This is a genomic window from Aquamicrobium defluvii (genome assembly GCF_004363725.1).
In the GTDB taxonomy this organism is placed as follows: Bacteria; Pseudomonadota; Alphaproteobacteria; order Rhizobiales; family Rhizobiaceae; genus Mesorhizobium; species Mesorhizobium defluvii.
Genome location: NZ_SNZF01000003.1, coordinates 69366 through 87475 on the forward strand (window position 1 = coordinate 69366; position 18110 = coordinate 87475).

Here is an 18110-nt window from a genome sequence, read left to right on the forward strand (position 1 = left end):
ATTGACTTCGCCGCCCGGGGCAGCGCTTTCTGCACCGACACCGAAAGACCGGAGGACACGATCATGCTGAGCCGCCATATCGAAGACTGGAGCGACGCCTACACCAACGGCGCGCATATACCCGGCGGCGACCGCTGGCCGGCGGCATGGGTGGAACCGGCACAAAGCTTTCGCGAACAACTGGCGGCGCGGGGACGCGCAAAAATCGACCTCGCCTATGGTGACGCCGCCCGCAACCGGCTCGACCTGTTCCTGCCCGAATCCACGCCCCGCGGGCTGGTGGTGTTCGTCCATGGCGGCTACTGGATGGCGCTCGACAAGAGCTGCTGGTCGCATCTGGCAGCCGGACCGCTCGCCCATGGCTATGCGGTGGCCATGCCCTCCTACACGCTGTGCCCGGACATCCGCATCGGCGGCATCGTGCGCGAGATCGGCAGCGCAATCGCCTTTGCAGCCGGCGAGATCGAAGGTCCGCTGATGCTCACCGGTCACTCCGCCGGCGGTCATCTCGTGTCACGCATGGCAAGCGCCGGCGCGCCGCTGCCGGAAGCCGTACAGGCCCGCATCCGCCATGTCGTGTCGATCTCCGGCGTGCACGACCTGCGGCCGCTGATGCGCACCGGCATGAACGAGACGCTGCGCATCGACGAGACCGAGGCGCAGGCCGAGAGCCCGGCATTGCTGCGGCCCCGCGAGGGCATGCGCCTGACCTGCTGGGTCGGCGGGGCCGAGCGGGCAGAGTTCCTGCGCCAGAACGCGCTTCTGGCCAATATCTGGACCGGACTTGGCGCGCGCACCGCCGCCTTGGCGGAACCCGACCGGCACCACTTCAACGTCATCGACGGTCTCGCCGACCCGAACCATACCCTGACGCGGACCCTGCTCGGCTGCTGAACGCCGCCACATTTTTTCCAGCCGTTCGCGTCCGGCCTGTCTTCTTTGAAATACAATTGCATTTTTTTGCAATCGTGTTCATGAAAGCATCGGGATGTTATCGGATGAACCATCCGGCAAGCCAGGGGAACCATTGCATGAGCCACAAACCGGACGTCACCGCCTTCTTCGACCCGCGCACATGGTCGGTGCAATATGTCGTGGCCGATCCGGCGACCGGCAAATGCGCCATCGTCGACCCGGTCTATGACTATGACGAGAAATCCGGGCAGACCGCCTCCACCAATGCCGACCGCATCCTTGGCTTTGTGCAGGAGAAGGGCCTCACGATCGAATGGATCCTCGACACCCATCCCCATGCCGACCATTTCTCGGCAGCGCATTATCTGAAGCATAAGACCGGCGCGCCTACAGCCATCGGCGAAAAGGTTGTCGAGGTGCAGAAGCTCTGGAAAGGCTTCTACAACCGGCCCGATTTCCCGGCCGATGGCTCGCAATGGGACCGGCTGTTTGCCGACGGCGACACCTTCATGGTGGGTTCCATCCCGGCGCGGGTCATGTTCTCGCCCGGCCATACGCTCGCCTCCATCACCTATGTCATCGGCGATGCCGCCTTCGTTCATGATACGCTGTTCATGCCTGACAGCGGCACGGCCCGCGCCGACTTTCCCGGCGGCAACGCCTCGGCGCTGTGGGCATCGATCCAGGCCATCCTCGCCCTGCCCGACGACACCCGCATCTTCACCGGCCACGACTACCAGCCGGGCGGGCGCGAACCGCTCTGGGAATCGACGGTCGCCGAGCAGAAGACCAGGAACAGCCACATGTCGAAATATCTGACCGAGGCCGACTATGTGGCCGCCCGCGAGGCGCGCGACGCGACGCTCCCGATGCCGAAGCTGATCCTGCATGCTCTCCAGGTGAACATCAACGGCGGGCGGTTTCCCGAGCCGGAAGCCAACGGCACCCGCTACCTGAAGATCCCGCTCGACCTGCTCAAAGGCGCGCCATGGGGGTAAAAGCGGACATGATCGCACCTGAGAAACTCTCCAGCGAGGCCGCCAGCCTCAGGACCAGGGTCGACGAGGCTTCCGCCTTCCTGAAGAAACTGTCCAATCCGGACCGGCTGATGGTGTGCTGCGCGCTGGTGGACGGCGAGCGCTCGGTGCGTGAACTGGAAGACCTTCTCGGCATCCGCCAGCCGGGACTGTCGCAGCAGCTTGCCGAATTGCGCGAGGCCGGCCTCGTCGCCAGCCGCAAGGAGGGCAAGCAGGTCTTCTACCGGCCCGCCGATCCCCGCATCGCAACCTTCATCCACACCATGCATGTCCTGTTCTGCGAATAGGGCGGCTTCCATCTCACCGGGAAACGCACCATGACCCCCAATATCGGAACCCGGGAGCGCATCGTCAGGCTCGTTGCCGGCCTGTTGCTCGCCGCCCTGCCCTTCGTGTCCGGCTGGGCGTTCTTTGAGAGCGCCCTCTGGACATGGCTGTCGGTCATCGTCGGCCTTGTCCTCGTCGTCACCGGCATCCTGCGCTTCTGCCCTGCCTGGTGCATGCTGGGCTGCGCAACCAACGGAAAAGCCTGCGGGCGATAACCGAATTCACGCCTTCACCTCACTTGCAGGTGGCGCGCTCATCGGGCCTCGACCCGCCGCTGAAACAACAAAAGCGCGGGTCGAGGCCCGCGCTTTTGTTGGGTAAGGGAAAGACGCTTATTCCTCGTCGTCCTCTTCCGGCTCCGCGCCCTTCAGCGCCGAGAGCTTGGCGAACACGGCGTCGGCATCGAGCTCTGCATCCTCGTCGCGCGGCGCATCGGCCTGCGGGTCCAGGCGCTCGGTGAGCGAAGCCGGCAGCAGCGTATCGCCGGCCGGCTGGACGTGCTCGCGGTTGCGCGAAGCGCGCTGAACCTCGATGTCGAGATCGATCTGCGAGGTCAGGCCCAGCGTCACCGGGTCCATAGGCACCAGATTGGCGGAATTCCAGTGGGTGCGGTTGCGGATCTGCTCGATGGTCGCCTTGGTGGTGCCGACAAGGCGCGAAATCTGCGCGTCCTTGAGCTCGGGATGGTTGCGCACCAGCCACAGGATCGCATTCGGGCGGTCCTGGCGCTTGGAAAGCGGCGTGTAGCGCGGCCCCTTGCGCTTGGTCTCGGGCACCCGCACCTTCGGCTCGGAAAGCTTCAGGCGATGGTTGATGTCCTGCTCGCCGCGCGCGATCTCCTCGCGGCTGAGCTGGCCGGTGATGACCGGGTCCATGCCCTTGATGCCCTGCGCCGACTCGCCATCCGCGATCGCCTTCACCTCGAGCGGGTGCAGGCCGCAGAACTGGGCGATCTGGTCGAAGGAAAGCGCCGTATTGTCGACCAGCCAGACGGCTGTCGCCTTCGGCATGAGAAGCGTGTTTGCCATCAAATAAAATCCTCTCGCTCGCCCGCGTCCCGTTACGCGGGCGGTGGTTTCACAAGCCACCGAAAAAGGGAAAATCCGGCTTCGTATAACCGCGTTCGGGTCCAAGGGCAAGAAAATCCGGCGGCAAACCGCCGCCGCCGCGCCGTCATACAAGCGTCGCAGAAGCGTCATCGCGCTGAAATACAGGTGGCACAAAGGGAAGCGGCATTCTTCTCATGAGGGAAAGAGGTCCCATGCGCACCCGTTCGTCACTTGTCGCGGCCATGGCCGCGCTTGCAGCTTCCGTCGCTCTTCCGGCCCACGCCGATCAGGTCTTCAACCGTATCGCAACCTTCCCGGTTGCGTCCAACCTGCCGGAAGGCACCGATCCGGCCACGCCGACGTCTTCCGAAATCATCACCGCCACCGAAGACGGCAACACCCTCGTCTATTCCGACAGCCCGCTGGGCGCCGTCGGCTTCATCGACATCACCGACCCGAAGGCGCCGAAGGCCGGAGGCATCGTAAGAATCGACGGCGAGCCGACCTCAGTGGTGGTGATCGGCACAAAATTGCTGGCCGGCGTCAACACCTCGAAGAGCCATACCGAGCCGTCCGGCAATCTCTCGGCCATCGATATCGCCTCGAAGAAAATCGAAGCGTCCTGCGATCTCGGCGGCCAGCCGGATTCGGTCGCTGCCAGCGAGGACGGCCGCTTCCTTGCCGTCGCCATCGAGAACGAGCGCGACGAAGACCACAATGACGGCGAGCTCCCGCAGCTTCCCGCCGGCAATCTCAGGATCATCTCGCTGAAGGACGGCGCGCCGGACTGCGCCTCGATCCGCACCGTCGACCTGAACGGGCTTGCCGAAATCGCTCCGCAAGACGCCGAACCCGAATTCGTCGACTTCAACGAAGCCGGCGAGGTCGTCGTGACCCTGCAGGAAAACAACCACATCGCCATCGTGAACGCCGAAACGGGCGAGATCGTCTCGCACTTCTCCGCCGGCTCGGTGTCTCTCGAAAACGTCGACACGAAGAAGGACGGCAAGCTCTCCTTCACCGGCAAGGTGGAAAACGCCCCGCGCGAGCCGGACGCCGTGCGATGGCTCGACAACGATCGCCTCGTCATCGCCAATGAAGGCGACTACAAGGGCGGCTCGCGTGGCTTCACCATCTTCTCCAGAACGGGCGAAGTGCTCTACGAATCCGGCCCGGGCTTCGAACATATCGCGGCCCGGCTCGGCCATTATCCCGAGCACCGCAACAAGAAGGGCATCGAGCCCGAGGGCATGGAAGTCGGCACCTATGGCGAGCAGAAGCTGATCTTCGTCGGCGCCGAACGCGCTTCGCTGGTCGGCGTCTATGAGGACACCGGCGCAGAGCCGAAATTCCTTCAGGCGCTGCCGTCCGGCATCGGGCCGGAAGGTCTGCTGGCGCTGCCCGCCCGCAATCTCTTCGTCACCGCCAACGAGACCGATCTGGGGGAGGACGGCGCCGCCCGCTCGCATGTCATGATCTTCGAGCGCTCCGAGGGACAGCCGGCCTACCCGATGATCCAGTCCGACAACGACGCCAACGGCCTGCCGATCGGCTGGGGCGCGCTGTCCGGCCTCGCCGCCGACCCGCAGACGCCCGGAAAGCTCTATGCCGTCTCGGATTCGGTCTATGGCAGCGAGCCGGCGATCTTCACCATCGATGCCACGCAAAACCCGGCCCGCATCGTTGCCAGGACGGTGATCACCCGTGGCGGCAACCCGGCCCAGAAGCTCGACCTCGAAGGCATCGCCTCCGACGGTGAAGACGGCTTCTGGCTGGCCAATGAGGGCGACGTTTCCAAGCTGGTGCCGCACGCCATCTTCCGCGTCAACGCCGAGGGCGAGATCAGGCAGGAAATCGCCCTGCCCGCCGAACTGGTCGCCCACCAGACCCGCTTCGGCCTCGAGGGTATCACCACCGTGGGCGAAGGCGACGACCTGACGCTGATCGCGGCCGTACAGCGCGAATGGGGCAACGACCCCAGGGACGAAGTGAAGCTGCTTGCCTACAAGCCGAAGAGCAAGGAATGGTCGGCCGTGCGCTACCCGCTGGAGAAGGCGGAAAGCGGCTGGATGGGCCTGTCCGAGGTCACCGCCCATGACGGCAGGCTCTACATCGTCGAGCGCGACAATCTGATCGGCGATGCTGCGAAGGTGAAGCGCGTCTACAGCGTTGCGCTCGATGGCTTCAGGCCGGCCGAACTGGGTGGCGAATTGCCGGTGGTCGAAAAGACGCTGGCGCGCGACCTGCTGCCTGACCTGAAGTCCGCCACCAACGGCTATGTGGTCGACAAGATCGAGGGCTTCACCATCGACAAGGCCGGCGAGGCCTTCGTGGTCACCGACAATGACGGCGTCGACGATTCCTCCGGGGAAACCCTGTTCCTCCGCCTCGGCAACATTGCCGCAGTGAACTGATCAGCCAAGGCGGGCCGTCAGCATGGCGGCCCGCCCACCTTCGCACCTGAAAAGCCGTCGACAACGACCGCCTCGCACAGGCCGGCCCATTCGCAGCCCGCGCAGGCGGCGCGCGTCAGCCCGGCCGCAAAGCCAGACCGCAACCTCGCGAGCAGGATGGCGTCGGGAGCGATGCGCTCCCCAACGCCAATGCGCCGGCCAAGCAGATCGCCGACATCGCGGGCGGCCTGCGCATCCCTTTCCAGAACGCTTTCGTTGAAGCAATGCGCCCCGGCCTCTGCCAGCAGCGGGGCGCAGACATCGTCCGGCCCCTCAACGATCACGATGTCCTCGCCCCGGCTCAGCCGCGCGGCGATCACGTCATAGTTGGCTGTGAAGGCAGGCGTATACCCCCTGCCGATATAGGTGAGCATGCACAGAAGGTGATGCGCCCGCAGCCTGATGGTCAAGGCTGCTTCGGCTCCGCCTTTCCGTTCGGGAACAGCCTGAGCGTGGCCGCCGCCAGCGCCGACTTCAGCACGCCGCCGACGATAAAGGGCGTGACGCCAAGGGCAAGCGCCTTCTCGAAGCCGACGATTCCGGCCAGCCAGACCGCGCCGATGGCGAGGCAAAGGCCGTTGCCGATCAGCATGGCCGCAAAAGCCAGCGTGATCCGCTCGGCATTCCAGCCGCGCTCGACCAGCCAGCCGACGAGGGCAGCCACCACCGGAAACGCAAACAGATAACCCGCAGTGGGGCCGGCGAAAGGCGCGAGCCCGCCCGCGCCTCCGGCCAGCACCGGCATGCCGGCAGCCGCCTCGCCAAGCCACGCCACCACGGTGAGCGCCCCAAGCCGCCAGCCGTAGAGCGCGCCGACAAGCGTCACCGCAAAAGTCTGCATGGTGATCGGCACCGGGATCATCGGCACCTCGATCCACGACGACAGCGTCAGCAGCAGCGTGCCGATCGCGACAGCCGCCACCTGCCACAACAGCGGACGCTCCTGAAGCCGAAGCGGGTTGAGAGCCGGATTTCCAGCACGGATTTCGGATTGCGACATTGGGTCTTCTCCAAATTATAGATAATTTCTTGTTATGATCTATTATCGAATCCATATTTTTCCGCGCAAGGCAAGCGCCTTTGGTCGAGACGCGCCTGTCCAGACGCCTGCGGCGGGCGTCACAGTTGCGATTGATAGAAAATTTCAGTTTGATTTCAACGCGTTGCTTCTGGCCTTCACAGCCGCTGGCAGAAGACAGAGCGGGGGAAAGCGGAAGATCGCGCTACGACGGGGAAGAAAAATACCGGATCGCGTCCGGAAAACCGGAAAATTCACCCCACGATGGCGAAGGCTTCGCGGGTTGCGCCGGATTTCATGCGCACCGGGCGCTGGCCGATCCACTGGACATGGCTGGCAAGGATGGAAAGGGCGCTCTCTGTCTGTCCCTGACGCAACGCGGAAAGAATGGCGCGGTGATCGTGGTCGGTGCGGGTTTCCCATTCGGAGCGCCACGCGGCGAAGAGAAAGCGGGCGCTGGCCGCATGCAGGTCGTCGATGGTCGCCAGCAGGCGCGGCATGGCGCAGGGCGTCAGGATCAGGCGATGGAAGGTGCGGTTGGCTTCCTCCCAGGAGCGAACGTCGCGCGAGCGGTCGCCGGCGCGGGTCGCCTCCTCGGCCTGGTCGAGGATGGCGGCGGTCAGATGCGGCGCGGCATGACGCAGGGCCAGAACCTCCAGCGCCGCACGCATCTCGGCAACCTCCTTCACCTCGTTGAGGTCGAAAGCGGCAACGCGCACGCCCCGGCGGGCCTCGCTGACGGCGAGCCCCTGCGCTTCCAGCCGCCGGAACGCCTCGCGCACCGGCACATGGCTGGCGCCGAACTCCTCGGCGATATGGTCCTGCCGCAGCCGCGCGCCCGGTTCGATCGCACCTGAAATGATGCGCTCGGCCAGAGCTTTTGCGATTCGCACCGCGATGGTGTCGTCCTTGCCCGATTCCATGACCGCTAGATAAGGCGGACACGGCGCCTGTGTCGATAAGGCCAAATGCCTGCGAAGAAACGGGCGCCTTCATTGTGTGCAGTGCAACATGATGCACATTCGGCAGGCATAAAAAACAAAACCCGCCGGACAGGGTCCAGCGGGCTTGGAGCCGGAGGCGCTGTTTCCAGCGCCAGACATCGGCTCTGCTTGACGTGCTCTCCGATCAGAGAGCGGCGCGGGCAACCGAAGGAATGTCGGCGCGGTTGATGCCGAGATCCTTGAGTTCGCGGCTGTTCAGGCGGTTGAGCGCACGAACGGTCTGGTTGTAGCGGCGCCAGTTCTTGTAGGACTGAATCAGGTTCATGTTTGCCTCCTAAGGTGTCTGAATTCGATGCCCTGTAGATAGGCTGTCCTGCCCATTTATTGAACAGACGCTTTTGCATAGCGGCAATGCGTTTGTGCATCGCAACATAAACGAAAGGTTAAGCGAACCTTTCCATCATGCCACGTCGAGCACGATCTTGCCGATTGCCTCGCCGCTCTCCAGCCGCTCATGCGCGCGCCATGCTTCCCTGAGCGGATAGATCATGTCCATGACCGGCGCGACGCGGCGGCTGGCCAGAAGCGGCCACACCTCCGCTTCCAGCGCGGCAGCCACCTTGCCCTTGAATTCGTCGCTGCGCGGCCGGAGCGTCGAGCCCGTATGCACCAGCCGCTTGGCCATCAGCCTTGCGAAATTGGCGCTGGCCACCGCACCGCCCTGAACGGCGATCTGGACGATGCGCCCCTCTTCGGCGGCAGCGATGTAGTTGCGGTCGACATAGTCGCCGCCCACCATGTCGAGGATGACGTTGGCGCCCTTGCCCTGCGTTACCTCCCTGACCGCTGTGACGAAATCCTCTTCGCGGTAGTTCACCGCGCGCTCGGCGCCGAGTTTCAGGCACATCCCGCATTTGTCCGCCGATCCCGCCGTGGCGATCACCCGCGCACCGCGCGCCGTCGCCAGCTGGATCGCGGTGGTGCCGATGCCTGAGGAGCCGCCATGCACCAGCAGCGTCTCCCCCGCCCTGAGGCCGCCGCGCTCGAACACATTGTGCCAGACCGTGAAATAGGTTTCCGGCACCGCAGCCGCCTCGCTGAAGGTGAAGCCGGAGGGAACGGGCAGGACATGGCTTGCGTGCACCCTGACATATTCGGCATAGCCGCCGCCCGGCGTCAGCGCGCACACATGGTCGCCGATGCGCCAGCGCCCGGCGCCTTCGCCGATAGCGGCCACCTCGCCGGCCACCTCCAGCCCCGGAAGATCGGATGCGCCGGGCGGCGGCGGATAGGAACCGTTGCGCTGGGCGATGTCGGGGCGATTGACGCCCGCCGCCCGCACCCGGATCAGGATCTCGCCCGGTCCCGGCAGAGGCACCGGCCGCCGCTCCGGCTTCAGAACTGCTGGCCCGCCCGGTTCTGAAATGGCGATTGCCGTCATCGTCTGCGCCAGTCCGTCGCTCGTCGTCATCTCCGCTCTCCCGCTCTTGGAGGATGCGACCCTGTTTGCACGCCGCACATGCCCTATCTATGGTTGGCTTTCTATTCCGAATGGCGGCGCAGGCAAACCGCCTGCGCCGGATGTGACAGGATTTTCGGGGAATGGCCATGGCGATCTTCGACGACGAACCGGCAGGAAAAAGCGGCCAGCATGAAATCGGCCGCGATCTGAGCAAGCTCTCTCTGGACGACCTGAGGGCCCGCATCGACATGCTGCGCGGTGAAATCGCGCGCACCGAAGCGGAACTGCAATCCAGGGACGCGACGCTGTCGGCGGCCGAGGCGCTGTTTCGGCGCGGCTAGCCCCCTTCCGGTCTGAAGGATCGCGACGCATCATTGTCGTCAACCGGGGAGACGGCCACCGAAAAGCCTGAAACAATCTGCCGAGATAACCAGCAGACGTGATTCGACGCCGGACCCCTACATGCTTGCAGCCTACAGACCGATCCTGTCCCTTCTGCGCGGCACGGCCTTCCTGCTGGCCGCCTCCGGCCTGCATGGCCTGCTCCTGCCGCTGCGCGGGCAGATGGAGGGCTTCTCGACCACATCGCTCGGCCTGATCGGCACGGCCTGGGCCGCCGGCTTCGTGCTCGGCTGCTACTTCGCACCGCGCATCGTGCGGCGAGCCGGCCATGTGCGCGCCTTCGGCACCTTCGCCGCCTGCGCCGCCATCATCGCCCTGCTCACGGGCCTCGTCATCAACGAAGCCGCGTGGATCATCCTGCGTGCCTTCACGGGCTTCGTCATGGCCGGCGCCTTCATGGTCATCGAAAGCTGGCTGAACGAGAAATCCACCAACGAGAACCGCGGCACCGTCTTCGGCCTCTACATGATGGTCACCTATGCCTCGATCATGGGCGGCCAGATGATCGTGGCCGCCGGCGATGTCGGCTCGGCCTCTCTGTTCATGATCACCGGCATCTTCTTCTGCCTGTCGCTCATCCCCACTGCGGTTTCGACCGCCTCCCACCCGCAACCTCTTCAGGACGTCTCGCTGGACCTGAAGGGCTTGTACGCCAACTCTCCTGTGGCGGCGTTTGCCTGCCTCCTGGTCGGCGTCGCCAACGGCGCATGGGGCACGCTGGGCGCGGTCTATGGCGCGCGCATCGGCATATCGACGGCGCAGATCGCGCTGATGATGAGCCTGGTCGTGATTGCCGGCGCATTCATGCAGCTTCCGGCCGGCCGCCTCTCGGACCGCACCGACCGCCGCTATGTGCTCGTGGGCGCCTCGGTCGGGGCCGCCCTGTCCGCCCTGCTGGTCTTCCTCGTGCAACCGCGTTCCGGCGCGGTCGTGCTGGCGATGACCGCCGCCTATGGTGCCTTCGCCTATACGCTCTATTCGATCGCCGTCGCCCACGCCAACGACCATGCGAAGGCCGAGGAATTCGTCAAGGTATCCGGCGGGCTGCTCATCCTCTATGGCTTCGGAACCATGGTCGGACCGATGCTGGCGGCTGCCATGATGGAGTGGTGGCGTCCCGAAAGCCTGCTCCTTACCACGGCGCTGGCCCACCTTCTCATCGCCGGCTACACCACCCTGCGCATCAGGCAGCGTGCACCGGTCCCGATCGAGGATCGCGAGGCTTTCGCCACGCTGCCGGTCGAACGGTCGATTACGCCGCAGTCGATGACGCTCGATCCGCGCACAAAAAATGAAACCGATGGTTGAGAATTAGGTGAGTTTGACGCACTACTAGAATCATGATGCTTGCTGATGCATTCATGGCTATTGCCGATCCCAACCGGCGTCATATTCTGGAGGAGCTCCGGCGTGGCCCGAAGACCGTTACCGAACTGGCCTCCGGACTGCCGATCTCAAGACCCGCGGTTTCCCAGCATCTGAAGGTGTTGCTCGATGCGGGACTGGTCAGCGCGCAGGCGGAAGGCACCCGCCGCGTCTACAGCATCAGCAATGCCGGTTTCGTGCAGTTGAACCTGTGGCTGGACCAGTTCTGGGCGGTCTGAAGCGCGCGCCAAAGCACGGGCTGTGCCGGTATGGCGACATGCCATTCAACCACTGCCCGGCAACGTTGTGGGGTTGCAGAGCTGCAAAAATGAAAAAGACCGCCCGGAGGCGGTCTTCAGACTTGCCGGCGATCCTGAAAGATCAGCCTTCCTTCGGCGTCAGAACCTGGCGACCGCGATACATGCCGGTCTTCAGGTCGACGTGATGGGGGCGGCGCATTTCGCCCGAATTCTTGTCCTCGACATAGGTCGGCGCCTTGAGCGCATCGGCCGAACGGCGCATGCCGCGCTTGGACGGAGAGGTTTTTCGCTTCGGTACGGCCATGGATATGCTCCGCTCGTGTTCAACAGCCTGCCTCGCCCCTGTGTAAGGGCCGCCTGCAGGGCCAAATTCCAGATGAAAGTGGCGTGCCTATACACGGCCTGCAACGTTTTGGCCAGCGGGGACAGCAAGTTTTTTAGCTGCGCGCCGATTTGAGGCAGCCGACATAGCTGCCCGCACGCGCCGCGCGCCGTTCTATCAGGCTGGCCAGACGGCGCAAGCCCGGGCCGGGTCTGGCCGGGTTGCGCGCCTGCGGATTGGGCAGGGTGACGGCCAGAAGCGCCGCCTGCCGGCGTGTCAGTTTTGCGGCCGGCACGCCGAAATGATGCTGCGCCGCCGCTTCGATGCCATAGATGCCCGGTCCCCACTCGGCGATATTGAGATAGATTTCCATGATCCGCCGCTTGGGCATCACCAGATCGAAATAAACCGCCAGCGGCAGCTCCACCACCTTGCGCGCCGTGCTGAAGGGTTTTTGCCACAGGTAGAGGTTCTTCACCGTCTGCATGGTGATCGTCGAGGCGCCGCGCGTGCCCCCGCCGGCCAGTGCATCGTTGACGACGGCCCGCAATTCGCCGAGGTCGACGCCATGATGCGAGCAGAACTGTCCGTCCTCCGACATGATCACCGAGTGGGCGAGCACCGGCGCGATCTCGTCCAGCGGCACCCAGCGGCGGTCGTAGCCGGAGAAGGTGGCCAGATCCTTCAGCATCAGCGTGGAGACCGGATGGACGAAGGAAGGCAGGTAAAGCAGGGTGAGCACGACCGGCACCAGCGCGACGATCGACGCAAGCCTCGCGAGCGGACGAAGCCAGCCCCTGCCCCTGCTTCTGCCCCTCGATCGCGAAGCCATGCCTTGTCCCCGGTGGACCAGCCCTTCGGTCTCCTGCTCTATGATCGGTTCCGACACCCGGCCGCTCCCGCCTGCACTCTTTCCGCATAAAGGTGCTTGGCTTCTTGCGCAATGTCTGCGCGTCGGCTACCGCTCCCGACATGGAAAACGACGCCCGAATTCGCTTCGAAACCCTGCTTGATGAACGGGCTCAAACCGTCGGGACGCTGCTGCGCGACATTCTCGACCGCAATGCCCTGCCGGGCGAGATTGTACGCCCCGGGCGCCTGCTGGACGCGATGCGCCATGGCGCACTCAATGGCGGCAAGCGACTGCGGCCTTTCCTCGTCGTCGAAAGCGCAGCCCTGTTCGGCGCGAGCGCGCGCCCGCAGGAAGCTTTTCGCGTGGCGGCGGCGCTGGAATGCGTGCATTGCTATTCGCTCATCCATGACGACCTGCCGGCGATGGACGACGACGACATGCGCCGCGGCCAGCCGACCGTCCACAGGGCTTTCGACGAGGCCACCGCCATCCTGGCAGGCGACGCGCTGCTGACGCTGGCCTTCGATATCCTGTCCGACGACGCCCATGACAGGGGCGGCGCATCCGTCCCGCCGGCCGCGCGCCTTGCCCTCGTGCGCGGTCTTGCCCGCGCATCCGGGCTCGGCGGCATGGTGGGCGGGCAGATGCTCGACCTTGCCGCCGAGCGCGAAACGCCCGACGAAGCCGGCATCATCCGTTTGCAGGCGATGAAGACCGGCGCGCTGTTCCGCTATGCCTGCGAGGCTGGCGCGATCGTGGCCGGCGCAGACGAAAGCGACCGCGAAAGGCTGGCCGAATTCGGCTCGGCCATCGGGCTCGCCTTCCAGCTCGCCGACGATCTGCTCGACCTGACCGCGGATGCCGGCCATCTCGGCAAGGCGACCGGCAAGGATGCGGCCGCCGGCAAGGCCACTCTCGCCGCCCTGCACGGGCCGGACTGGGCTCGCAGCCAGCTTCACGGGCTGGTGGAGCAGGCATCTGGCCTGCTCGAACCCTACGGCGAGCGCGCCGCGATCCTGAAACAGGCCGCCGGTTTCGTCGCTTCCCGCGACAGGTAGTCCGGTCCGGGCGCAACAGAACGGATTGTTAATGGTATATGGAGCGTAATCCCGGCCACTAGAATTGCGTAGATGGGTTGGGGACTGCGCATGCCGGAATATTCGTCGTTCGTCCGCTCAGTCCGGATCAGGTATCTGTCCGGCCTTACGGTGCTGGCGCTTACGGTAGTCGGCCTCATAGCGGCGCTGAACCACATCAACACCTATCGCAACCGCGTCGATATGCTGAGCGCGCTCATCGCCAGCTTGGGCAGCAGTCTCGACAATGCGGCGAACTTCACCGAGAACGCCGCCTCCGCATGGCACATCACCGCGAGGGATGAGCTTACGGGATCGGCCGGCCTGCACGCGCGCAAGCTGCTGCAAGGCATCGAGGCGATCACCGCCGACCTGGCGGAGCTCTCGCCGCGGATGGCGCAGGGCACGACGGACGCGCTCGCGGCGGCCTCGGTCAATCGCGATCTCCTGTGGTCGGCGCGCGACATGGCCCGCAACCTTGCCCTGATGACCCAGGCGAAGAGCCTCGACGACTGGAACCACCGCGACGTCCTCAACCAGAACAGCCTGTTCGCGCAACCGCTTCTGATGCGCGCCCGCGTCGCGCTGGACGCCGAACGCCGGCTGGCCGATGCACGCTCCTCAAGCCTGCTCATGTGGGGAACGGTAATCTTCGCGCTGACGCTGGCTGGCGTCACCTTCTGGATCTTCCGCCCCATGGAAAAAGCGATCCGCCGCGCTTTTGCCCGGACGGCCGAATCGCTCAAGCGCGCCGAAGAGGCCGACCGTGCCAAGTCCGAATTCCTCGCCAATATGAGCCATGAAATCCGCACCCCCATGAATGGCGTGCTCGGCATGGCCGAACTGCTCGCCAACACGGATCTGACGCCGCGCCAGAAAACCTTCACCGACGTGATCGTCAAATCCGGTCATGCGCTGCTCACCATCATCAACGACATCCTGGATTTCTCAAAGATCAATGCCGGCCAGCTTACGCTGAATCCCGCACCGTTCCGGCTGGCCGAGGCGGTGGAGGATGTCGCCACGCTGGTTTCGGCCCGTGTCGCGGAAAAGAATCTGGAGCTGATCGTGCGCATCGACCCGCGCCTGCCGGCCTTCGTCGTCGGCGATGCCGGCCGCTTCCGCCAGATTATCACCAACCTGCTCGGCAACGCCGTGAAGTTCACCGAGAAAGGCCATGTGCTGGTCGATGTCAGCGGTGAGGTGGCCGACGGCAAGGCCATCCTGAAGGTCAGCGTCGAGGATACCGGTATCGGCATTCCCGCCGACAAGCTGCAAGGCGTGTTCGAAAAGTTCGCGCAGGTCGATGCCTCTTCCACCCGCCGTCACGAAGGCACCGGCCTCGGGCTTGCCATCGGAGCGCGGCTGGTGGAACTGATGGGCGGCGAGATGGGCGTCAGCAGCGAACCGGGGCACGGCTCGGTCTTCTGGTTCAGCGCGCCCATGCCCGTTCACGACATGCATGTCGACGACGAGCGCGTCCCCGGCGACGTGACCGGCGCGCGCGTCCTGATCATCGACGACAACCCGGTCAACCGCGACATCCTGCTCGAACAGCTCCGAAGCTGGGGCTTCGATTGCGCGGCGGCTGAAAGCGGAGCCGTCGGCCTTGCCTTTCTGGACCGGGCCTGCCAGCTCGGCGCCTCCGTCGATTGCATCATCCTCGACTATCAGATGCCGGGCATGAACGGCGCTGACGTGGCCCGTGCAATTGCCGGTGACAGCCGCCTCTCCACCATACCGGTCGTGCTGCTGACATCCGTCGATCAGGTGGATTTCGCCCGGCTGATCATCGACTACGGCATTGCTGCGCATCTGACCAAGCCGGCGCGCTCCGCAGTACTGCTGGGCACCATCATCTCCACCATCCAGAAGGCACGCATGCATCCGGGCGCCGCTCAGTTCGTGCGCGAGCAGTCATTTCATCCGCCACCCGCCCCCCGCCATGTCGAAACACCCGTTCTGACACCCGCCATGACGAAGGAATCCAAGGGAGGATCGATCGACATCCTGATCGCGGAGGACAATGAGGTGAACCAGATGGTGTTCAGCCAGATCCTCAACGGGCTGGGCCTCAGCTACCGCATCGCCTCCAACGGACGCACGGCGCTCGACATGCACCGGGCGCTCAACCCGAGGCTGATCCTCATGGATGTCTCGATGCCGGACATGAACGGGTATGAGGCGACCCGCGCCATCCGTGCCGCCGAGGCGCCTGGCGGGCGGCGCACACCGATCATCGGCGTCACCGCCCATGCGCTGAAGGGGGATCGCGAGAAGTGCCTCGATTCCGGCATGGACGATTACCTGCCCAAACCCGTATCGCCCGACCGGCTGGCATCCAAGATCGGCAACTGGCTGGGCGAGGCGCTGACGGCGAAATCGGCCTGACAAGTTCGGTCAGCGATTGCGCAGCACGACGCAGGAACCGCCTGAACCGCGCAATTTCCGACAGATCGTATCGGCTTCGGAGCGGTTCCCGGCCCCGATGCGCACCGCGTAGATGCCACGCCTCCCGCGTGGCGAGCGCACCCGGCTGACCACCGGATCGTGTCCTTCGAGCACGCCTGCATGGCGCGCCTGAAGGCGCTGCCATTGCCGGATCACCGCGGCGCGGTTGAAGCCGCCGGCAACCTGCACCCCCCAAGGCTTGACCGGAACCGTGGCCATTGCGACGGTCGATGACGCCGAGACAGGCAGGCGCCGGCAGGCGGGGCCGAAACCGAGTTCGGGATGCAGCTTCTGCACCTTGCCGGCATAGGCCTTGTCCGAAAAGGCGTCGGCGGGCTCGCCCATGATGTCGAGCACGTAGTTTTCCGTCTCCAGCGGCAGGAACCCGCCGTTGGAGAGCCAGCGTGCGACCCGGTTCTCACCGGCATTGTAGGCGGCGGCGGCAAGGCCGAGATTGCCGAACGTCCGCTTCAGCTCGGCAAGATAGGCAGCCGAGGCCGGAATCGCCTGTTCGACGTCGAAGGAATCTCCCAGCCCGCGCATCCGCGCCGTGCCCGGCATGAACTGGGCAATGCCTTGCGCGCCGGCCGGGCTCACCGCGTTGGGGTCGAAGCGGCTTTCCTTCCAGATCAGCCGCGCGAGGAAATCGCGCGGCAGCCCGGCGCGATCCGAATGGAACTCGATGAGGTCGCATACCCGGTCGGTCAACCGTTCACGCGCCGGCTTCGGCGGATCGGCACGGGCAGCCCCGCCCCCGGCAGCAACGATCAGCACCCCGGCGAGAAACAAACCGGCGGAAATGGCCCGGCGCGCTGCCTGTCTGATCCCGCTGTCTTTTCCTGACATCGGATGGGGCCTCCTGATTGCGAAACGCTCAGGACGGCGCATGGCGCTACTCGGCAGCTCTGGCTCTCGTCCCCATGCCGAAGCGGTTTTCGATATATTCGGAAACCATCTTCTCGAAATCGGCGGCGATGTTGGGTCCGCGCAGCGTCGCCGCCTTCTCGCCGTCGATGAACACGGGGGCGGACGGCGTTTCGCCGGTGCCGGGCAACGAGATGCCGATATCGGCGTGCTTGGATTCACCCGGTCCGTTGACGATGCACCCCATCACCGCGACCTTGAGCTGCTCCACCCCCGGATATCTGGTCCGCCATACCGGCATGTTGCGGCGGATGTCTTCCTGAATGGTCTGGGCGAGCTCCTGAAACACCGTCGAAGTGGTGCGTCCGCAGCCGGGGCAGGCGGCCACGATCGGAATGAACTGGCGGAAACCCATGGTCTGGAGCAGTTCCTGCGACACCTGCACCTCGCGCGTGCGGTCGCCGCCGGGCTCCGGCGTCAGCGAAATGCGGATGGTGTCGCCGATGCCCTGCTGGAGCAGAATGCCCATGGAAGCCGAAGACGCCACGATGCCCTTGGACCCCATGCCGGCTTCCGTCAGGCCAAGATGCAGCGCATGGTCGCAGCGCCTTGCGAGTTCCGCGTAGACGGCGATCAGGTCCTGCACACCGCTGACCTTGGCCGACAGGATGATGCGGTCGCGGCCGAGGCCGATCTCTTCCGCCAGATGGGCCGACAGCAGCGCCGACTGCACGATGGCCTCGCGCGTCACCTCCTGCGCCGTCATCGGAAAACCCTTGGCCTGGTTCTCGTTCATCAGCCGGGTCAGAAGCTCCTGGTCGAGCGAGCCCCAGTTGACGCCGATACGCACCGGCTTGTCATGGCGGATCGCCATCTCGACGATGTCGGCGAACTGCTTGTCCTTCTTGTCCCTGAAGCCAACATTGCCGGGATTGATGCGGTATTTGGCCAGCGCCTCGGCGCAGGCAGGATGATCGGCCAGCAGCTTGTGGCCGATATAGTGGAAGTCGCCGACCAGCGGAACATCGACGCCGAGCCGGGCCAGCCGGTCGCGGATCTTCGGCACCGCAGCGGCGCTTTCGTCGCGGTCCACGGTGATGCGCACGAGTTCGGAACCCGCCCTGTGCAGGGCGGCGACCTGCGCCACCGTACCGTCGACATCGGCCGTGTCGGTGTTGGTCATCGACTGCACCACGACCGGCGCGCCGCCGCCGACCATGACGCCGCCGACATCGACGCCAACCGAAGCGCGGCGCGGGAACGGAGAGGAATAGTACCCGGTCATGCCCGGCTGCCTCTGACATTATTCCAT

At 65.0% G+C, this 18110-nt stretch carries 20 protein-coding genes; 10 read left to right on the plus strand and 10 right to left on the minus strand.

Going from position 1 to position 18110, the window contains the following annotated elements; genetic code table 11:
- Window positions 1-63: 63 nt before the first annotated feature.
- The 4 genes from DES43_RS02940 (at window position 64) to DES43_RS02955 (ending at window position 2494) form a co-directional block, all read left to right on the plus strand.
- The gene (locus DES43_RS02940; RefSeq protein ID WP_035022690.1) at window positions 64-894 is read left to right on the plus strand and encodes an alpha/beta hydrolase; all 831 of its coding nucleotides are present in this window, start codon (window positions 64-66) and stop codon (window positions 892-894) included.
- Window positions 895-1031: 137 nt separating this feature from the next.
- Window positions 1032-1913, plus strand: coding sequence for an MBL fold metallo-hydrolase (locus DES43_RS02945; protein ID WP_035022692.1), 882 nt, complete (start codon window positions 1032-1034; stop codon window positions 1911-1913).
- Window positions 1914-1921: 8 nt separating this feature from the next.
- Entirely contained in the window at window positions 1922-2239 is a 318-nt protein-coding gene (locus DES43_RS02950) for an ArsR/SmtB family transcription factor (protein WP_035022695.1), read from the plus strand.
- A 30-nt stretch (window positions 2240-2269) separates the two neighbouring features.
- A complete protein-coding gene (locus DES43_RS02955; protein WP_035021940.1) occupies window positions 2270-2494 on the plus strand; it encodes a YgaP family membrane protein in 225 nt (74 codons plus the stop codon).
- A 117-nt stretch (window positions 2495-2611) separates the two neighbouring features.
- Here DES43_RS02955 and DES43_RS02960 read toward each other — a convergent pair whose 3' ends face one another.
- Complete coding sequence (locus tag DES43_RS02960; protein WP_035021943.1) at window positions 2612-3307, minus strand: DUF1013 domain-containing protein; 696 nt, start codon at window positions 3305-3307, stop codon at window positions 2612-2614.
- A 233-nt stretch (window positions 3308-3540) separates the two neighbouring features.
- On the opposite strand from DES43_RS02960, the gene DES43_RS02965 reads away from it, so the two are divergent.
- Window positions 3541-5742 carry an esterase-like activity of phytase family protein gene (locus tag DES43_RS02965; RefSeq protein WP_035021945.1) on the plus strand — a complete coding sequence of 734 codons (2202 nt, stop codon included), beginning with the start codon at window positions 3541-3543 and terminating at the stop codon, window positions 5740-5742.
- 17 nt (window positions 5743-5759) lie between these two features.
- On the opposite strand, the gene DES43_RS02970 is transcribed toward DES43_RS02965, so the two are convergent.
- The 5 genes from DES43_RS02970 to DES43_RS02990 all read right to left on the minus strand — a co-directional run bounded on the left by DES43_RS02970 (window position 5760) and on the right by DES43_RS02990 (window position 9184).
- On the minus strand, window positions 5760-6191 hold the full coding sequence (locus tag DES43_RS02970) for a DUF1284 domain-containing protein (RefSeq protein ID WP_035021950.1): 432 nt from the start codon (window positions 6189-6191) through the stop codon (window positions 5760-5762).
- The gene (locus tag DES43_RS02975; RefSeq protein WP_051520304.1) at window positions 6188-6781 is read right to left on the minus strand and encodes a biotin transporter BioY; all 594 of its coding nucleotides are present in this window, start codon (window positions 6779-6781) and stop codon (window positions 6188-6190) included. Before DES43_RS02975 ends, DES43_RS02970 begins: the two co-directional genes overlap by 4 nt.
- Before the next feature lie 272 nt (window positions 6782-7053).
- Window positions 7054-7722: a GntR family transcriptional regulator gene (locus DES43_RS02980; RefSeq protein ID WP_035021953.1), complete on the minus strand. Its 669-nt coding sequence runs from the start codon at window positions 7720-7722 to the stop codon at window positions 7054-7056.
- A 205-nt stretch (window positions 7723-7927) separates the two neighbouring features.
- A complete protein-coding gene (locus tag DES43_RS02985) occupies window positions 7928-8068 on the minus strand; it encodes a DUF1127 domain-containing protein (RefSeq protein ID WP_084496337.1) in 141 nt (46 codons plus the stop codon).
- A gap of 135 nt (window positions 8069-8203) precedes the next feature.
- Window positions 8204-9184, minus strand: coding sequence for an NAD(P)H-quinone oxidoreductase (locus DES43_RS02990; RefSeq protein WP_133674812.1), 981 nt, complete (start codon window positions 9182-9184; stop codon window positions 8204-8206).
- A gap of 167 nt (window positions 9185-9351) precedes the next feature.
- On the opposite strand from DES43_RS02990, the gene DES43_RS02995 reads away from it, so the two are divergent.
- From DES43_RS02995 to DES43_RS03005, 3 genes are all read left to right on the plus strand, one after another.
- Window positions 9352-9546 carry a DUF1192 domain-containing protein gene (locus DES43_RS02995; RefSeq protein ID WP_035022700.1) on the plus strand — a complete coding sequence of 65 codons (195 nt, stop codon included), beginning with the start codon at window positions 9352-9354 and terminating at the stop codon, window positions 9544-9546.
- A 121-nt stretch (window positions 9547-9667) separates the two neighbouring features.
- Window positions 9668-10915 carry an MFS transporter gene (locus DES43_RS03000; RefSeq protein ID WP_035021959.1) on the plus strand — a complete coding sequence of 416 codons (1248 nt, stop codon included), beginning with the start codon at window positions 9668-9670 and terminating at the stop codon, window positions 10913-10915.
- A 32-nt stretch (window positions 10916-10947) separates the two neighbouring features.
- A complete protein-coding gene (locus DES43_RS03005) occupies window positions 10948-11211 on the plus strand; it encodes an ArsR/SmtB family transcription factor (protein ID WP_035021962.1) in 264 nt (87 codons plus the stop codon).
- Between the two features lie 142 nt (window positions 11212-11353).
- On the opposite strand, the gene rpmF is transcribed toward DES43_RS03005, so the two are convergent.
- Together rpmF and DES43_RS03015 are read right to left on the minus strand one after the other, a co-directional pair.
- Window positions 11354-11536, minus strand: a complete 183-nt coding sequence (gene rpmF, locus DES43_RS03010) for a 50S ribosomal protein L32 (RefSeq protein WP_035021965.1) — start codon at window positions 11534-11536, stop codon at window positions 11354-11356.
- A 133-nt stretch (window positions 11537-11669) separates the two neighbouring features.
- Window positions 11670-12443, minus strand: coding sequence for a biosynthetic peptidoglycan transglycosylase (locus DES43_RS03015; RefSeq protein ID WP_035021968.1), 774 nt, complete (start codon window positions 12441-12443; stop codon window positions 11670-11672).
- An 83-nt stretch (window positions 12444-12526) separates the two neighbouring features.
- Between DES43_RS03015 and DES43_RS03020 the strand changes: the two genes are divergently transcribed.
- Window positions 12527-13465 (plus strand): polyprenyl synthetase family protein, encoded by a 939-nt coding sequence (locus tag DES43_RS03020; protein ID WP_035021971.1) that lies wholly within the window; start codon window positions 12527-12529, stop codon window positions 13463-13465.
- 90 nt (window positions 13466-13555) lie between these two features.
- Complete coding sequence (locus DES43_RS03025) at window positions 13556-15874, plus strand: response regulator (protein ID WP_035021974.1); 2319 nt, start codon at window positions 13556-13558, stop codon at window positions 15872-15874.
- Window positions 15875-15883: 9 nt separating this feature from the next.
- On the opposite strand, the gene DES43_RS03030 is transcribed toward DES43_RS03025, so the two are convergent.
- Both DES43_RS03030 and ispG read right to left on the minus strand, forming a co-directional pair.
- The gene (locus tag DES43_RS03030; protein WP_051520305.1) at window positions 15884-16780 is read right to left on the minus strand and encodes a lytic transglycosylase domain-containing protein; all 897 of its coding nucleotides are present in this window, start codon (window positions 16778-16780) and stop codon (window positions 15884-15886) included.
- A 46-nt stretch (window positions 16781-16826) separates the two neighbouring features.
- Entirely contained in the window at window positions 16827-18083 is a 1257-nt protein-coding gene (ispG, locus tag DES43_RS03035; protein WP_035021977.1) for a flavodoxin-dependent (E)-4-hydroxy-3-methylbut-2-enyl-diphosphate synthase, read from the minus strand.
- Between the last annotated feature and the right edge of the window lie 27 nt (window positions 18084-18110).

Coding starts and splice junctions, on each gene's coding strand:
- DES43_RS02990 (WP_133674812.1), bottom strand. CDS start 9,184: ATGACGGCAATCGCCATTTCAGAACCGGGCGGGCCAGCAGTTCTGAAG.
- ispG (WP_035021977.1), bottom strand. CDS start 18,083: ATGACCGGGTACTATTCCTCTCCGTTCCCGCGCCGCGCTTCGGTTGGC.
- DES43_RS03005 (WP_035021962.1), top strand. CDS start 10,948: ATGATGCTTGCTGATGCATTCATGGCTATTGCCGATCCCAACCGGCGT.
- DES43_RS02955 (WP_035021940.1), top strand. CDS start 2,270: ATGACCCCCAATATCGGAACCCGGGAGCGCATCGTCAGGCTCGTTGCC.
- DES43_RS02980 (WP_035021953.1), bottom strand. CDS start 7,722: ATGGAATCGGGCAAGGACGACACCATCGCGGTGCGAATCGCAAAAGCT.
- DES43_RS03030 (WP_051520305.1), bottom strand. CDS start 16,780: ATGTCAGGAAAAGACAGCGGGATCAGACAGGCAGCGCGCCGGGCCATT.
- DES43_RS02960 (WP_035021943.1), bottom strand. CDS start 3,307: ATGGCAAACACGCTTCTCATGCCGAAGGCGACAGCCGTCTGGCTGGTC.
- DES43_RS02945 (WP_035022692.1), top strand. CDS start 1,032: ATGAGCCACAAACCGGACGTCACCGCCTTCTTCGACCCGCGCACATGG.
- DES43_RS02940 (WP_035022690.1), top strand. CDS start 64: ATGCTGAGCCGCCATATCGAAGACTGGAGCGACGCCTACACCAACGGC.
- DES43_RS02965 (WP_035021945.1), top strand. CDS start 3,541: ATGCGCACCCGTTCGTCACTTGTCGCGGCCATGGCCGCGCTTGCAGCT.
- DES43_RS03025 (WP_035021974.1), top strand. CDS start 13,556: ATGCCGGAATATTCGTCGTTCGTCCGCTCAGTCCGGATCAGGTATCTG.
- DES43_RS03020 (WP_035021971.1), top strand. CDS start 12,527: ATGGAAAACGACGCCCGAATTCGCTTCGAAACCCTGCTTGATGAACGG.
- rpmF (WP_035021965.1), bottom strand. CDS start 11,536: ATGGCCGTACCGAAGCGAAAAACCTCTCCGTCCAAGCGCGGCATGCGC.
- DES43_RS02995 (WP_035022700.1), top strand. CDS start 9,352: ATGGCGATCTTCGACGACGAACCGGCAGGAAAAAGCGGCCAGCATGAA.
- DES43_RS02950 (WP_035022695.1), top strand. CDS start 1,922: ATGATCGCACCTGAGAAACTCTCCAGCGAGGCCGCCAGCCTCAGGACC.
- DES43_RS02975 (WP_051520304.1), bottom strand. CDS start 6,781: ATGTCGCAATCCGAAATCCGTGCTGGAAATCCGGCTCTCAACCCGCTT.
- DES43_RS03000 (WP_035021959.1), top strand. CDS start 9,668: ATGCTTGCAGCCTACAGACCGATCCTGTCCCTTCTGCGCGGCACGGCC.
- DES43_RS02985 (WP_084496337.1), bottom strand. CDS start 8,068: ATGAACCTGATTCAGTCCTACAAGAACTGGCGCCGCTACAACCAGACC.